This window comes from uncultured Paracoccus sp., assembly GCF_947487305.1.
In the GTDB taxonomy this organism is placed as follows: domain Bacteria; phylum Pseudomonadota; class Alphaproteobacteria; order Rhodobacterales; family Rhodobacteraceae; genus Paracoccus.
Genome location: NZ_CANKWH010000015.1, coordinates 18,842 through 32,098 on the forward strand (window position 1 = coordinate 18,842; position 13,257 = coordinate 32,098).

General features: G+C 61.9%; 18 protein-coding genes. 9 read left to right on the forward strand and 9 right to left on the reverse strand.

What is annotated here, in order from left to right; translation table 11 throughout:
* The first annotated feature begins 56 nt into the window (after positions 1–56).
* From Q1A36_RS16130 to Q1A36_RS16150, 5 genes are read left to right on the forward strand one after another with little or no spacing between them, the layout of a single operon-like run.
* Positions 57–1,379, forward strand: coding sequence for a hypothetical protein (locus Q1A36_RS16130; protein ID WP_299846334.1), 1,323 nt, complete (start codon positions 57–59; stop codon positions 1,377–1,379).
* A gap of 10 nt (positions 1,380–1,389) precedes the next feature.
* On the forward strand, positions 1,390–1,644 hold the full coding sequence (locus Q1A36_RS16135) for a hypothetical protein (RefSeq protein ID WP_299846337.1): 255 nt from the start codon (positions 1,390–1,392) through the stop codon (positions 1,642–1,644).
* On the forward strand, positions 1,628–2,524 hold the full coding sequence (locus tag Q1A36_RS16140; protein WP_299846339.1) for a hypothetical protein: 897 nt from the start codon (positions 1,628–1,630) through the stop codon (positions 2,522–2,524). The genes Q1A36_RS16135 and Q1A36_RS16140 overlap by 17 nt, the downstream gene beginning before the upstream one ends.
* Positions 2,521–2,751, forward strand: a complete 231-nt coding sequence (locus tag Q1A36_RS16145) for a hypothetical protein (protein WP_299846341.1) — start codon at positions 2,521–2,523, stop codon at positions 2,749–2,751. Before Q1A36_RS16140 ends, Q1A36_RS16145 begins: the two co-directional genes overlap by 4 nt.
* The gene (locus Q1A36_RS16150) at positions 2,748–4,931 is read left to right on the forward strand and encodes a type IV secretory system conjugative DNA transfer family protein (RefSeq protein WP_299846343.1); all 2,184 of its coding nucleotides are present in this window, start codon (positions 2,748–2,750) and stop codon (positions 4,929–4,931) included. Before Q1A36_RS16145 ends, Q1A36_RS16150 begins: the two co-directional genes overlap by 4 nt.
* A gap of 68 nt (positions 4,932–4,999) precedes the next feature.
* Here Q1A36_RS16150 and Q1A36_RS16155 read toward each other — a convergent pair whose 3' ends face one another.
* Positions 5,000–6,904, reverse strand: a complete 1,905-nt coding sequence (locus tag Q1A36_RS16155; protein WP_299846345.1) for a relaxase/mobilization nuclease domain-containing protein — start codon at positions 6,902–6,904, stop codon at positions 5,000–5,002.
* A complete protein-coding gene (gene mobC, locus Q1A36_RS16160; protein WP_299846347.1) occupies positions 6,840–7,397 on the reverse strand; it encodes a plasmid mobilization relaxosome protein MobC in 558 nt (185 codons plus the stop codon). The genes Q1A36_RS16155 and mobC overlap by 65 nt, the downstream gene beginning before the upstream one ends.
* A gap of 540 nt (positions 7,398–7,937) precedes the next feature.
* Between mobC and Q1A36_RS16165 the strand changes: the two genes are divergently transcribed.
* The 4 genes from Q1A36_RS16165 to Q1A36_RS16180 all read left to right on the forward strand — a co-directional run bounded on the left by Q1A36_RS16165 (position 7,938) and on the right by Q1A36_RS16180 (position 10,356).
* Positions 7,938–8,759, forward strand: coding sequence for an AAA family ATPase (locus tag Q1A36_RS16165; protein ID WP_299846349.1), 822 nt, complete (start codon positions 7,938–7,940; stop codon positions 8,757–8,759).
* Positions 8,759–9,451: a hypothetical protein gene (locus Q1A36_RS16170; RefSeq protein ID WP_299846351.1), complete on the forward strand. Its 693-nt coding sequence runs from the start codon at positions 8,759–8,761 to the stop codon at positions 9,449–9,451. The genes Q1A36_RS16165 and Q1A36_RS16170 overlap by 1 nt, the downstream gene beginning before the upstream one ends.
* Before the next feature lie 316 nt (positions 9,452–9,767).
* Positions 9,768–10,157, forward strand: a complete 390-nt coding sequence (locus Q1A36_RS16175; RefSeq protein WP_299846353.1) for a hypothetical protein — start codon at positions 9,768–9,770, stop codon at positions 10,155–10,157.
* The gene (locus Q1A36_RS16180; RefSeq protein WP_299846355.1) at positions 10,147–10,356 is read left to right on the forward strand and encodes a hypothetical protein; all 210 of its coding nucleotides are present in this window, start codon (positions 10,147–10,149) and stop codon (positions 10,354–10,356) included. The genes Q1A36_RS16175 and Q1A36_RS16180 overlap by 11 nt, the downstream gene beginning before the upstream one ends.
* A gap of 132 nt (positions 10,357–10,488) precedes the next feature.
* Here Q1A36_RS16180 and Q1A36_RS16185 read toward each other — a convergent pair whose 3' ends face one another.
* From Q1A36_RS16185 to Q1A36_RS16215, 7 genes are read right to left on the reverse strand one after another with little or no spacing between them, the layout of a single operon-like run.
* A complete protein-coding gene (locus Q1A36_RS16185; RefSeq protein ID WP_299846357.1) occupies positions 10,489–10,956 on the reverse strand; it encodes a hypothetical protein in 468 nt (155 codons plus the stop codon).
* Positions 10,943–11,332: a hypothetical protein gene (locus tag Q1A36_RS16190; RefSeq protein WP_299846359.1), complete on the reverse strand. Its 390-nt coding sequence runs from the start codon at positions 11,330–11,332 to the stop codon at positions 10,943–10,945. The genes Q1A36_RS16185 and Q1A36_RS16190 overlap by 14 nt, the downstream gene beginning before the upstream one ends.
* Positions 11,332–11,499, reverse strand: coding sequence for a hypothetical protein (locus Q1A36_RS16195; protein WP_299846361.1), 168 nt, complete (start codon positions 11,497–11,499; stop codon positions 11,332–11,334). Before Q1A36_RS16195 ends, Q1A36_RS16190 begins: the two co-directional genes overlap by 1 nt.
* A 9-nt stretch (positions 11,500–11,508) precedes the next feature.
* Positions 11,509–11,709, reverse strand: a complete 201-nt coding sequence (locus Q1A36_RS16200; RefSeq protein WP_299846363.1) for a hypothetical protein — start codon at positions 11,707–11,709, stop codon at positions 11,509–11,511.
* Between the two features lie 11 nt (positions 11,710–11,720).
* Positions 11,721–11,906, reverse strand: coding sequence for a hypothetical protein (locus Q1A36_RS16205; protein WP_299846365.1), 186 nt, complete (start codon positions 11,904–11,906; stop codon positions 11,721–11,723).
* A complete protein-coding gene (locus Q1A36_RS16210; protein WP_366141600.1) occupies positions 11,903–12,790 on the reverse strand; it encodes a zincin-like metallopeptidase domain-containing protein in 888 nt (295 codons plus the stop codon). The genes Q1A36_RS16205 and Q1A36_RS16210 overlap by 4 nt, the downstream gene beginning before the upstream one ends.
* Complete coding sequence (locus tag Q1A36_RS16215) at positions 12,777–13,013, reverse strand: hypothetical protein (RefSeq protein ID WP_299846369.1); 237 nt, start codon at positions 13,011–13,013, stop codon at positions 12,777–12,779. The genes Q1A36_RS16210 and Q1A36_RS16215 overlap by 14 nt, the downstream gene beginning before the upstream one ends.
* Positions 13,014–13,257 lie beyond the last annotated feature (244 nt).

The window sequence follows — 13,257 nt, forward strand, 5'->3', positions numbered from 1 at the left end:
ACGATGCCAGCCTACCTCATCGGCTGGCCCGGCCACTGACCCATGGAGGACTGACAATGGCCGAAGAACGCCCGAACATGTTCCTGCGCGCGATGGATGCGGTTCAGAGCATCATTCGTCCCGATTATACCCGGAACCGCGAGGTTCAGTGTGCCGCCACGCTGGCCGAGGCAACCGCGCGCCGCGAAACCATCGACGCGGCACGTGCCGAGGCGATGGACAGCCTGTGCAGGCTGGGGGACCTGCCCCTCGCCGAGCGTGAACAGGAAATGCGGCTCGAAGGCGTAGCGCCGACCATGACCTCGGATTGGAGCAGTACCGACTGGACCGACAGGGCGAAGCTCGAAGCAAAGGTCGAGGCCGATGTGCTGGCCTGGGCCGAGGGCAACAAGCTTGATCTCAATGTCCACCAGGACCGGCTTGCCGCCTATGAGGGTGTGGCGACGGCCTATGCAGAGGCCCATCTGGCGGTCAACTTCGCGGATTGGGAAGAAGAATACTGGAAAACGCACCCCAGGATGACGGCCGTCGGCGCCTGGAAGACAGACGAACCCAATCGGGAATATCGCACGTCGGTCGCCGAGATCGACGGCGGGTTTCACCCCGCTTATGAAACCTCGCACATGGGCGGGGATGGACCCTATCATCACTCGGATATTGCCTTTCCGACCGTGAAGGCCGCGGAGGCAGTCGCCGAAAGCTTCTATCGTCACGCCGAATATGGCGATGGCGAGGCAGGGTTCCGGCGCGAGCTGGCGGACCTTGGACAATTGCCCGAGGGCTATGGCATCGACATCGACGCATCTGCGCCTCTCACGCCAATCGCGCTATCAGAACACCCGATCTTCGGGGACCTGGACGAGGCCGGGCCGGAGCGTGACCCCGAAATGGATCTTCTCCGCCGCCAGCAAGAGGCCGTGGCAGCGGGCCGCGAGGCAGAGGCGCGGGGCGAGCCCGTCATCCATATCCATGGCAGACCTTATGTCGATCCTGGCAACGATACCGAACCGTCACAGGGCGAGGATCGCGAGGCAACAAGTGCTGATGCCCGTGCATCACGGATCACCACGGCCTTCGCCGACATGGCCGATGCCGTTTCAGCGGGCGAGCGTCCGGAATTTCGCACCGATGAACAGGCAGCCGCGTTCCGTCAGGATCTCGAAGCCCGGTATGGCGAAGGCGTCATGCAGCGCCTGCGCGCCGGTGACAGTTCCGACCTCGCCCAGGATGTGACCGATCGCAACCGGCTTCAATTGGTGGGCGCGGCCGTCCGGATGGTGGCAGACAGCCATGCCGTGCTGCGCGATCAGGTCCAGGAACCCATCACGGCCCGGACCAATGCCATCGACCGCGATAGCGGTCCCGATCTCGATCTGTGAGGAGGACGCCATGACAGATGTATCCGCCGTGAGCCCAATGGGTTCGGTGCCGATGGTGACCCTGGCCGGAATGACGCACCATGACGCCCCGCCACATGCCTGTGCGACGGTGTTTCACCTTGCCTCGGAAGAGGGCGAACGGCTTGACCTGTCCCTGGCACAGCTTGCGACGGTTCTTGCCGTCCTGGAGGCGGAAGCTGCCATCCCGCACCTCCCGGAAAACTGGCGCTACCAGATGGAGAATTTCTATGGTGTTACGTTTTAAATTGCGGACAGAGGACCGGGTTTCCTACGACATCAGCAAAGATCAGGTCGAAGCGCGGATCGCAAGGAACCGGCCGTGGTTTGTCGCAGGAACGGAACGACGCGATGACCGGCACTACGCGGTCTGTCCATGGTGTGATAATCCGATCCAGCTGAAAGCGCTCTACCGGCGCGACACGATCAAGCGTCCGCATGGTTCTCATACCGGAAAACCACAGGCAGGCGTGGGGCGCTTCGATCTGTCGAGACAACTGAACTGCCCTTACCGGTTGACCCGCCAGCCGGGGGCCAAGGACGACCGCAGGCCGAGGAGTGAGGATGACAGGGCGCTGATCGCCTTCGTGCGCGACGAATTCGACCGGATCGTGCTGACTCTGCGCCGCGACCTGGGCGTTTCCTTCTCCAACGATGCGGCCCGCAGGATGCTGCAAAGCTGGTTTGAGAACTCGGGATTTCTCTATCGGCACATCAATTTCCGCAACCTGCCCTGGATGATCGTCTATCTCGCGGTGCCTCTGAACCTCTACCGTCAGAAGGGCTTTGCCGAGGAGATAAAGGCCAGCATTCAGCAGAAGGTGTCATCGGCGGAATTCGACCAGGCCGGTCGCCTGCAATCCACCGCCCCCTGGCTCGCCCTGACCCTCCAGCCACTGCATCACCGGATCCGCCGCGATCCCGATGACCGGATCGAGGAAAGCATGAAGCTCTGGATCAAGGACTATTCCCGCACCAACGATCCGTCTCGCGCGCCTTTGATCCATCAAGCGGTCGTGACCTTTGACCACGACCGCTTCGAACGGTTGGTGGCAACGCCGCCGGACCGTGCCCGGCGCGATGATGACCTTCTTGAAATCGCCAGGCAAATCCTGGGGGAGCCATGACACGAACCATTAAGCTCGAAGCCGATCTGACCGCAATGCTTGAACTTGAGAGCAAGCATGGCCCCGCCTGCGTTTCCGTCGCCACGCTGCTCCAATGCCTGCACATGGCTGCGGCCTACGGCGCCGTTCCGCCGATCCCGGAAGCGTGGTGGGACCGGGTCCTGCCTGCTGACTACCGCCCATCCGCTGCGCCGGAGGCAATCAAACCGGAAGGTGCATTGCCATGAACCGCACCCTGATCGCCGTTCCCTTTGGTCTCATCTGTGGCGCCGTGCTCGGCGCCATGATGGGCGGCATCTGGCTCGCCTGGCACCTGGGGCTGGACGTGAACAGTGCCAATCCCTTCATCCTCTTGACCGACTATCCCGGCTTCCAGGCGGCGCAGGGCAATCCCTGGCGCTTTGGCTATGGCATCATGCTTGCCGTCTCCCTGGCCTTCGGTCTCGCGGCGCTGGTCATCAGCTTCGGACACCAGCTGACCCAATATGGCCAGGCGCATTTCCAGGGCCGGGGCGAGATGCGCCGCAACGATCTTCTGAAGCCCGTGGGCAGTGGCCTTGTCTATGGCAAGATCTACCGCTTCGGTGCGATCGGCCGACGCTTGCTCTCCGGTCGTTTCATCTCTGCGGTCTATGACAAGTTCCCGCATTGTCTCGTGGTGGCGCCCACCCGCGCCGGTAAAGGCGTGGGCTATGTCAACCCAAACGTCCTCCTGTTCCCCGGCTCCGTCGTGATCCTCGATGTGAAAGGCGAGATTTTCGAGGCGACATCCCGTCATCGCGTTTCGATGGGCGACGAGGTGTTCCGCTTCGCCCCCTTCGATTTCGAGCATTCCAGCCACCGTTACAATCCGCTGGAACGGGTCGCAAAGATCATGCACCCTGCTGAACGCTATACAGAGCTTGCGAAGATCGCGGACTATTTCCTGACCGTATCGGAAAAGGGCAATGCCGGCGACTTCCTCTCGGAAGGCCGGCAGCTCTTTGTCGCGGCGGGCCTGCTGGCGATCGAACGGGGTCGCCCGACCATCGGTGAAATCAACCGAATCCTCTTCGGCCAGGGCGCATCACAGGCCGCTTATGCCGATCACGCGGTAGAGGTCAAACACCCCAATGCGGCAGAGACCTTCCGCAAATTCGCGGCCTATGACGGCAAGATCCTGTCCTCCCATGCCTCTGTTCTGGGCGGCGCCGGCATGGCGCTCTGGAACAACCCGGCGGTGGATTTCGCGACCGGCGGCAATGACTTTTCCTTTGCCGACCTGCGCCGGCGACCGATCTCCGTCTATCTCGTCGTCAATTCGGATTCGATCCAGACACTGGCCCCGCTGATCCGGCTGTTCTTCGGCGAGCTGATCGCCACCCTGCGGGCGACGATGCCCGATCCTGAACGCGAGCCCTGGCCCGTCAAGATGGTGCTCGACGAGTTCGACCAGCTGGGCCACATGAAAATCGTGGTGCAGGCGCTGAAACAGCTTGCCGGCCATGGCGCGCGGGTCTCGATCATCACGCAATCGATCCCCGGCCTCGAAAAGATCTACGGCAAGGAAGACCGGCTCTCGATCGAGGCGGCCTGCGGGATGAAGCTCTATCTCGCGGCCAACGACAAGATGACGGCCCAGGAGGTCTCAGAGTCGCTCGGCAAAACGACCAGGCTCTCGCTCAGCGACAGCTATGCGCCGGACAAGTCGGGGCTTCTGCGGCGCACGATCTCGCGGCGCAACGAAGAACGCCCGCTGCTCTCCCCTGACGAGATCACCAGGCTGGATCGCAATCAGGTCATCCTGATCCCCGAGCGTCAGCAACCCATTCTGGCGCAGCGCATCGTCTATTACGACGATCCGTACTTCCAGAAGATCATGGCGGCACAGTCAGGCCCCCTGCCCTATCCGTCCCAGGCCCATCGCGAAATCGGGGTGCTGAGCGAACAGGTCCGGACCCTGATGGGCCAGGTGACGGAACTCTCGAAAGTCCGCAAGGTCGACTATGAGCAGCGCAAAGGCGATGATGCGGACGGCTCCGACCCTGCCGCGCCGGCGCCAGCGCAACCAAAACCGAAAGGGCCTGGTCCGTCATCGGCGGCAGCAGGCACGCCCGACGCCGGTGACGCGGCGAGCGAACCGGGCCCCACAGAACAGCAGCAGGCAATCGCTGAAGCATCTGAGGAATTGGTGGACGGTGCCGCGGTGCAACAGTTGGACGTTGATCAGCGAACAAGCGACGAGGGCGCGTCCTCCGCCGCAATCAACTCCGTTCCTAAGAGCAACCAGGCTGCTGATATCAAAGGCAGTATTGTCGTCGAAGTTGAGGACGATGATTTCAGGGCAATCATCGCTGCGATTGGTCCATCACAGGAAGAGATCCAGGCGCAAGTAAGGGAGTTTGAAGCGGCCCTGAAATTGGCCTGACATCCGACCATTAATACGCAAAGGCGCGGGGATTTCCCCGCGCTTTCAATTTGCTTGCGTCAAACGCATCAGATGCTCCAGCCATCATCGCGCTCGTGTTTCTGCTCTTGGGTCGGGGCATCGCGTTCCTTCAGCCGCTCAAAACCCAGCTCGGCATCGCGCAGCGTGATCCCCAGGCTTTGATGGCTGCGGGCGGCCGACATGATCGACAGGGCAACATCCCTGCGCTTGTCGGCTTCAGGGAAATCCACGGCCAGCGCGCGATCATCGCCCTGCGCGATGCGGCGCACAACATCATCGCCATAGCGGTCCTTCAGGTCACTGGTAAAGCGTGCGGCCTGATCTTCATGACCGAATTGCAGATCCTGCCCCTGGGCAACGCCATCCGCCATGTTGGCAAGCGTGCGGATCAGACGGTCGTTGCTGTGGTGCTGCGTTCGCTCCAGGGCCCGATCCAGCACCTTTGCCGCGCTGGAATAGAAGCCGTCAACCAGCTCGGCGGCGAGGCTGCGGTCCTTCTCACGAGTCAGATCGAGCCGACGCGCATCGGCAACGGCCAGAAGATCGGACTTCATCCATTCGCGTTCCTGCCAGGCATTCCCTGCCCCGGTTTCCAGCCGCGTGGCGATGACTTCGGGCCGAATGCCGATCTTCGCGCCCTCGGCCTGAACGTCGCGCCGCATGTCGTCAGATGCAATCGGGCTGAGTGCAACGGTCTTGCCGTCGCGCTCGATCTGACCGACTTCCAGCCGGGTCTGGTAGACAGCAGCGCGCGCGCCACGTCGCATGAGCTCCGCGCCCTTTTCGTCACCAAGGGACTGCAGAATATTTCCACTGATCTCATAAAGTTGTCGGCGTAGATCTTCCCGATGATGGGGTCCTTTTGCAGCAATCTTCGTCTCTGCGTCGTCGAACCAGCCAGCAAAGGCCTGGCGCAGATCTGATCGGCTCTGGACACTGTCTTGTTGCATGGTGATCTCCATATCCTTTGGAAGAATGATCCCGCCGCGCTCAAGGATCGACGCAGCCTTGCTGAGATTGGCCGCGATCCCGGCCAAGGAAACCTGATCGGCAATGCCGGCGAGATTCCGGGCGATTGCTGCATTGATTGCAATGTCCGCCAGGGCATCCTGCAATGCCCTGCCCTCCCGCATCCGCTCGCGCACCGACCGATGCTCGCGCTTCGCGCCCTCGATCTCGGCGCGTGACGGGCCATAGCTGAGGATGCCGCGCTCAAGCCGCGAGCTCGCGTCCAGATGCACGCCATCCTCGGCCGCCAGCTCCACAACCCGCTCCTTCATCATCGCGAGATTGAACACGTGGCTCTTTGACATGAAGAACCACGTCCCGTTCTCGATGCCGCGATTGTTCACCACGATATGCACATGCGGATTGGCGCGATCGGTGTGCAGTGCCGCGACATAGGCCCATTCGTCCTCGGCATGAATGCCGGACTGGAACATTTCCACCGCCCAGGCTTCCGCGATCATCCGGGCCTTCTTCGGGGCCAGATCGGCCGGGAACGACAGCAGCAAATGCGTGGTCTGTCCGTTCCTGGGGCTGCCGGACCAACCGTCGCTCCACATCTCGGCGATCTCGCCCCGCTCTGCCTTCGTCAGAGATCGGCCATCCGGATCATGCTCGACCATGTTGCCAAAGAGCGCCGTCGATTTGCCGAAGAGGTAATCAAGCTGATTGCCGAGCTGCTTCGCCGAATGCGTTCCGCCCCGCGAAATCTTCTTCAGCACCACCGCATTCGAGCCCTGCGCCACGCGCCAGAGGTTGCGCGCCTTCGCCCCGAAACCGAAACGAGTGAAGGACTGCCTGGCCGTGTCTGTCAGCGACCGGGCAGCCCCTGCGAGGTTGCGGCGGAACTCGATCTCACCGATCAGGTCACGGGCGATCGAACTAGACATCGCCGGCCCCGCCGAACTTCTCGTAGAGCCGGATGCCCTTGCGGCGCTGTTCGTCAACCACCGCCTTCAGGTAGGTGCGGACCTCCGGCAGTGACCGACGCAGCTCGTTGATGGCCTGCCATTGATGCTGAACAAGGTCCAAACGACCCCGGTTCGCTGCCAGGGCGATCTGGTTCACGTTCACCCCGATCTTGTGAAGCTCGGTCTGGATCTCCGCCAACCGCGCTTCCTCCTGCCGGTCGAACTCCAGCATCCCGACAGCCATGCGCAACAGGGAACGCAGGGCGGCGGAATTGGTGCTGTAACCAGCGCGCTGCTTGAGCCTGTTCAAGGCCGCGATCTCCGCCGGAGAGAGGCGAACGGCGACGCCGGAGCCGGCCGCTGTAGCGGCACGCGAGCCATCCGACCGGCGGAACTTCATATGACTGACGGCTGATCGAGACACCCCGAACTCCCGGGCAAGGTCTGTCGCTCTCTCGCCTGCCATCAGGCGGCGAAAGAGCTCGTCGCGCTGTTGCGGCGTGAGGTGCTTACGTCTCGGCTTCTTCATCGTTTGTTGAGTAAACATATTGCATTTCCTGCCATGTACCTTTTGTGCCAGATACCGCCTCACCCGTCAACGCTTGCGCAGGGTGAGAGGCTGGAATTGCCAGCGCCAGCGCAGCACGGGCCGTGCGGGATCGCAGCGCCACAAAGAGACACTTTCAGTTTTGTGGGGATGGAATGGGGTCGCAAACCCCTCATATTTGGCCGCTCACGGAGACCTCTAGGATTTAGGAGGCCGCCCACCGGGTTCGCCTCTCAAGGGCTACTGAACGGCCTCCGTATGCGTTGTAGCCCGTTTTTTGTTGTTCGTAATATGGTTTCCGTAGACCGCTTATTGTGTTGCGGATCGTTTGCATCGGCCATTGCATGTTGCAGCACGGTCAGTGCATTTGGTTGTCCGGGTTCCGCAATCCGGTTATTGTGTTGCGTCTATTGTGTCGCGTTTTGGTAATTTCGGTTATTGTATGTTGTATTCCGGCTTATGAAGGTTGCTACACGGCTTCCGGTGCCCGTGTAATGGGCTTTGCATTACAGATGTTGGCGTGTGTATGATGCAAAGCGGGGCGTGGTTGTTGCGCCAGAAGATGTCAGAAGCAAAGGTGCCGACATGGTGGCAACCGAGAAGACTGCTCAGGACCAGATCGAGTTGAACGGCGTTCGGGTCGTCATGGTCATGAACCGCAAAGGCGGTTGTGGAAAATCGACGCTGGTTAAAGGACTCGCGAGCGCAGCCGCCGACTTAGGCGAAAATGTCACGATCATCGACACCGACAACAACAAGGGCTGTCTGGAGTGGATGTTGAACGCCAAGGATCAAGGCAACTGGAATAGCTCGATATCAGTCATCCACTCCCTGGACACCGAGGAAATCAAAGACATCATCGCGCAAATTCACGGCCAACCGGATCAGGAACATTTGATCCTCATCGACACGAAAGGCGGAGGTGATGTCGGTCTTGATGAACTTGCGGGCAAGGCGCATCTGGTTGTCGTCCCGACATTCCTATCCCGATCGGATGTTCTCGACACCATGCAAACAGTCGCGTGGCACGAACGCCTCCGAAAGCGTGTTGCGAACCCGGACGAAATTCCACCCGTTCGGGTATTGATTGGCCGGAACCCGACCACGCGGTCCGAAGCGGAAGAGGTCGCCTATCAAGAAATCATGAACACCATGAAGGTCATCCCACATCCGGTGAATAATCGGATGTCCTATGTCCGCATGGATCTGGACGGCCCACTCGGGCCTTTGCGGGACAGAGCAATCAATCCAGGGGCAGCGCTTCATATATCGAAATGCCTCGCCGAGATGGTCGGAACGCTCCGCGCCATCAACAAGATCACTCGCAGCAATGGAGATTACTGATGGCAGAGCCGAAGAAGGGTCTGAACATCCTCGCAAGAGATACGGCCTTCTCAAAATCGCTGCGAACACCCCCGACACGCCGTTCTCCCTTCAAGATCAGAGACGAAGATGGGAACACGTTGGAAAATGAGGCGACACTTGCAACGGATACCGCCCGTGGCGGGATAGCGGAAGATCAGGCCGCACCACAACAATCAGTTCCCGATGTGCAAAATGCCACACCCGCAACACAACAACCAGAACCCGCGCCTCGGTCAATGGCCAGAGATAAACCAGAGAAAAAACCGGAAAGCCCATCCACGGCCTCAAAGATCCGCAGCAAAGATGCAGCAATGGTCGTTTGTCGCATTTCTTTCCGCGTTGGTGATGACTTGATGACGCGCGCTGAAAAGCTTGCCAAAGTAGCGAAATGTCCACGGCAGAGAGTAGTGACCGTAGCATTCAACGAACTTCGTCCGAAACTGGTTAAATCCGCCGCTGGCATTCAGGAAAGCGACATTCCGGATGATAGGACCATCGACACGACGGGCCGTCTGGATACCACGCTGCGAATCCCGGAGAACACAGCCAAAACACTTGAGCAGCGACTTGACCCCGCTGGTTTCAATGGACTTAACCGCTTGCTGAGCCGATGGGCGCGAAGTGAGTTCGCCAGCTTTTTTGACGATTATCTGAGGACCAAGGGCTATTAATCGCGTCGGTGGCAGGCTGCCTGGCGCCGAGCGGCGCAGGGCAGTCAATCATAAAAAGTCAATATGGTGAAAGTGTGTTGACTGGGAATGCGGGCCTTCATCAGGAGGGCCGCGCCTGAGAGCTAAGGGGCTTTGCCCCTCGCGCCACCAAGGAAAATAGACAGGGCCGTGTCCTCGCCTGCGGCTGCGGGCCGCACCACCCCCGTCGATTTTCCTTGGCTCTGCTACCCCCAATCTCGGCGATGGCCAGGCTCCGAAAACGAATGTTTTCGGGGCTGCCTCCATTTGGGCGCCCCAATGGCGAAAGGGGTGCACCATGATAGATGTAGAGAGCCGGGAGTTTGAAGAATGGACGGATGCCGCGCGCCTGAACCGCGTGGCCGAGTTGGTCGAGGCGATCCGCGCTTGCCATCCGGAGGACCTGGAACAGGTGCTCTCGGTCTACCTGGAAGAGCTGCGCGCGGATGGGCCGCGGCCGGCCCTGATGGACCTGCAAAGCGATGCCGATTTCTGGGCCAGCCTCGCGAGCTTCGATCAGCTGCGCGCCTTTTATATCGCTTGCGGCGTTCGACTGGTCCAATATCCACTTGGCCGGAAAGGCCGGATGCGGCTGGCAACGCGGATGCTGACGGGAATGCCGGTCGAAGAACGCGCCTCAGCCCTGGCTGAGCTGGCGGCACAGTTGGAGGCGGCGGATGCAGGTTGATTACGATCCAGATACGAAGCTGATCACATTATCGGGCCAGCGCTGGTCCGAAACCTTCCCGCCCGAGCAACTGCGCGCCAAACTGATGTTTTATCGCAGCTTGCGGGATCGCGAGGGGGGCCGTTACGCGGAGTATCATCAACCGACCGTGAGCGGCCTCGAAACCTTGCGGGACCGGCTGAACCGTGACGATGGATAGGGGTGATAGGTGAGGCCGATATGCGGCAGTGACGCCGTGACGGACCGCGTCATTTTCAACTTCCAGTTGACTGCGGCACGCAGTTGGCCGAAGCTTGATTGAGCCTGTCTCCTTTTCCTCAACACGAATGGCTCAGGCAAGGTCGACATCCGGTGAAGGGGGGGCCTTATCCCGGATGCCGACCGCACAACGCAGTTCGGCACCGCCGCGTTCCACGACACGCCCGGGGTGGCCGCTGGCTGGTTTCAGACCGCGCTGAACCGCAGCGCGCTCCGCTGGCGTCATATCCTCCATGAGCCGTTGCACCAGCCGGATCTTGCCGCGCGTGCCAAGCCCGCCCTTGGAGAGACGGTCACCACAGGCGAAGAAATAGCCCCGCAACTCATCATAGCTTGCCAGCGCCGCCCACATTTCCGCCTCCTGGTCGACGCCGTAAAAACCAGGTGCCGGTTCACCGGCGCAGATGTCTTCCAGCACCGACGACAGGATGAACCGCAGGTCATCTTCCCGGCAATCGGCGATGGCGGCGAAGAGCCGCTCGATCGCCGCCGCGCGCCTGGGGCGCGCGGCGGGCTGAACGGGGTGATCAAACGTGGTCATCCCGGGCCTCTTCGTGGCGGACCTGGTGACGCGCCAGCGTCATCTGCCGGCCGCGCACGGAGTTCCAGGGCCGGCCCAGCCTGTGGGCGATCCCGGCGGTGGTTGCGCCGTCCAGATCCATTCTGGTGATGGTGGCGTCCTCGCTGGCCGAGAACCGGCGGACTTTATGGCCGCTGCGGGTGACGGTCATCGGGCCGGTCACGGCGGGAAGTTTGCCGCGCGTGTTCGGGCTGTCTGCGCCGAGGCGCAGGCAATGCCAGGACACCGCCCCGGGGGACATTCTCAGGCGGCGGGCAATGGCCTCGAAGGACATGCCGGTTTCACGCAAAGCGGCGGCCTCGTCCAGCAGGGCATCGGGATATTTGCAGGCTGGCATCAGCTGACCTCCTCGATGATCCTTTCGCCGGCGAAAGGATCCAGTTCATAGATCAGAACCGGAAAGCCGAACCGCTCGACCCGCTGGCGGGCGCGCTGGCGCGCCTCGGCCAAGGTGGCGCAGATGATCGGCAGGTCGTCGGGGTGATCGCGCAATTCATAGGTCATGGCGGGGCCTCACAACCGATGGTGGCGCGCGAGATCGCGGGCGTCCTGGTGATGATCGAGCATGGCGCGGAAATAGTCGTGCCGGTCGCCGCGACGATCCGGGTCATGCCGGGCCTGCGGATTGATCTTCAGGGCCGCCGCCCGGATCACCGCCAGCGGGCTGGCGGTGATCGGCACATTAAGGCGGCAATAGGCGGCAAAGCGGTGCATGGGCGGCCTCCTTACAGGGTGATGCCGGGTTTGAGGTTGCCGGTCGGGTCCAGCCAGCCACGGGCGTCGGCGCAGTCCAGGCAGATGCAGCTGCCGCTCGGATCGCCGGGTAGGATGACCGGGGCGAGATAGACGATCGGATTGACGCTGCCGCATTTGCGGCAGGTCAGGCGGGGCAGGAGGATGGGGCCGCTCATGCGGCCCGCTCGGTGATCAGCCCGGCAGGGGCGGTTTTCATCAGCCAGTCGGCGGCTTTCTGGGCCTCGGACGCGGCCTTGAAGATCAGCCGCTTCTCGTCCTTCAGGGCTTTGAGCCAGCTTTCAACATAGGCGGCGGATTGGCCAAAATCCGGCGTCAGCCCAAGGCTGGCGCAGATCATGGCGCTGCCGATTTCGGCAACCAGCTCCTCGAAGGCATAGGCTTTGCGGTCGTTGAAGCGGCCGAAACGGTCCAGCCGGTGATGCGCGCCGGTCGCGTGGCAGCTCTCATGGGCGAGGGTGGCATAATATCCGCCCGCATCGTGAAAGGTGCCGATCGGCGGCATGTGGATGACATCGCCCGCCAGATCGTAATAGGCGCGGGGCTCGTCGCTGCTGCGGCGCTCAAGCCTGGTCGCGTCAAAGAACGCCTCAAGCGCGGGATCGGCTTCGGTGCCAAGATCACGCGGGGCCTCGGCGGGCGTGCCTTGGTAGTCTTCAGGCAAGCCCTCGACCTGATCGGCGTTAAACACCCGATAGGCTTTCAGATAGGGGATGCGCTTGTCCTCGCCGGTCGCCTCGTCCTCTCGCTCAAGAGTGCCGTATTTGACAACCGTTGCAGATCTCTCGCCCTTGCGCACCTGTCCGCCGGCCTCCTGCGCCTGGCGATAGGTGAACCAGTAGGGGCTGCGATAGCCCTTGTCCTCGGCGGTCAGCCACAGCATCAGGACATTGATGCCGCGATAGGGCTCGCCGTTGCTGCGGCGGGGGAAGGGCGCACCGCCCTTGTCGCCGGTCCAGGGCTTGCGCCATGCCGGGGTGCCGGCCTCGATGCTGGCAATGATCTGGTCGGTGACATGCTGATAGAGATCAAACGTCGGCATGGTCATCCTCCACGCTGAACATGACGGTTTCGCCCTCGACGCGGTAATCGGCCTTGCGCAGCAGAACCTGTTCCAGCGCCGCGCGCGGCACGGTCGGGAAGGTCCCGGCGATGACCGCCAGCAGCTGCGGGCGATCCTCCTCGAAGTGATAGCCATTGATCGCCCATGCGATCAGGCCGGGGGTGTGGACGAGGGATGACGATCCCAAACGATAGTCAGCCATCTGTGGCCTCCTTTCTTGCGACGGTCCCGCCGTGGTCAGAGCCGGCGGTCGGGGTGCCCATCATCGGGGCGGGGTTTCAGAGAAGGACGCGGGAACCGCGCGCCTCTCCTGAAAGCCTGCCTCCCGGCGAGGGCAGGAGGGGGACCCGTGCAGGGGTCAGCCGCAGGGGCGAGGGGAGGGGGATCACCCGGCCTGCACGGAGCGCCGCGCGCGACGGAAGGCTGGGGACACCCCTCGCCCCGTG

Bases quoted from the DNA above. Each gene is read 5' to 3' on its own strand.
- Q1A36_RS16130 (WP_299846334.1), top strand. From the start codon at position 57: ATGGCCGAAGAACGCCCGAACATGTTCCTGCGCGCGATGGATGCGGTT.
- Q1A36_RS16135 (WP_299846337.1), top strand. From the start codon at position 1,390: ATGACAGATGTATCCGCCGTGAGCCCAATGGGTTCGGTGCCGATGGTG.
- Q1A36_RS16140 (WP_299846339.1), top strand. From the start codon at position 1,628: ATGGTGTTACGTTTTAAATTGCGGACAGAGGACCGGGTTTCCTACGAC.
- Q1A36_RS16145 (WP_299846341.1), top strand. From the start codon at position 2,521: ATGACACGAACCATTAAGCTCGAAGCCGATCTGACCGCAATGCTTGAA.
- Q1A36_RS16150 (WP_299846343.1), top strand. From the start codon at position 2,748: ATGAACCGCACCCTGATCGCCGTTCCCTTTGGTCTCATCTGTGGCGCC.
- mobC (WP_299846347.1), bottom strand. From the start codon at position 7,397: ATGAAGAAGCCGAGACGTAAGCACCTCACGCCGCAACAGCGCGACGAG.
- Q1A36_RS16170 (WP_299846351.1), top strand. From the start codon at position 8,759: ATGGCAGAGCCGAAGAAGGGTCTGAACATCCTCGCAAGAGATACGGCC.
- Q1A36_RS16175 (WP_299846353.1), top strand. From the start codon at position 9,768: ATGATAGATGTAGAGAGCCGGGAGTTTGAAGAATGGACGGATGCCGCG.
- Q1A36_RS16180 (WP_299846355.1), top strand. From the start codon at position 10,147: ATGCAGGTTGATTACGATCCAGATACGAAGCTGATCACATTATCGGGC.
- Q1A36_RS16185 (WP_299846357.1), bottom strand. From the start codon at position 10,956: ATGACCACGTTTGATCACCCCGTTCAGCCCGCCGCGCGCCCCAGGCGC.
- Q1A36_RS16190 (WP_299846359.1), bottom strand. From the start codon at position 11,332: ATGCCAGCCTGCAAATATCCCGATGCCCTGCTGGACGAGGCCGCCGCT.
- Q1A36_RS16195 (WP_299846361.1), bottom strand. From the start codon at position 11,499: ATGACCTATGAATTGCGCGATCACCCCGACGACCTGCCGATCATCTGC.
- Q1A36_RS16200 (WP_299846363.1), bottom strand. From the start codon at position 11,709: ATGCACCGCTTTGCCGCCTATTGCCGCCTTAATGTGCCGATCACCGCC.
- Q1A36_RS16205 (WP_299846365.1), bottom strand. From the start codon at position 11,906: ATGAGCGGCCCCATCCTCCTGCCCCGCCTGACCTGCCGCAAATGCGGC.
- Q1A36_RS16210 (WP_366141600.1), bottom strand. From the start codon at position 12,790: ATGCCGACGTTTGATCTCTATCAGCATGTCACCGACCAGATCATTGCC.
- Q1A36_RS16215 (WP_299846369.1), bottom strand. From the start codon at position 13,013: ATGGCTGACTATCGTTTGGGATCGTCATCCCTCGTCCACACCCCCGGC.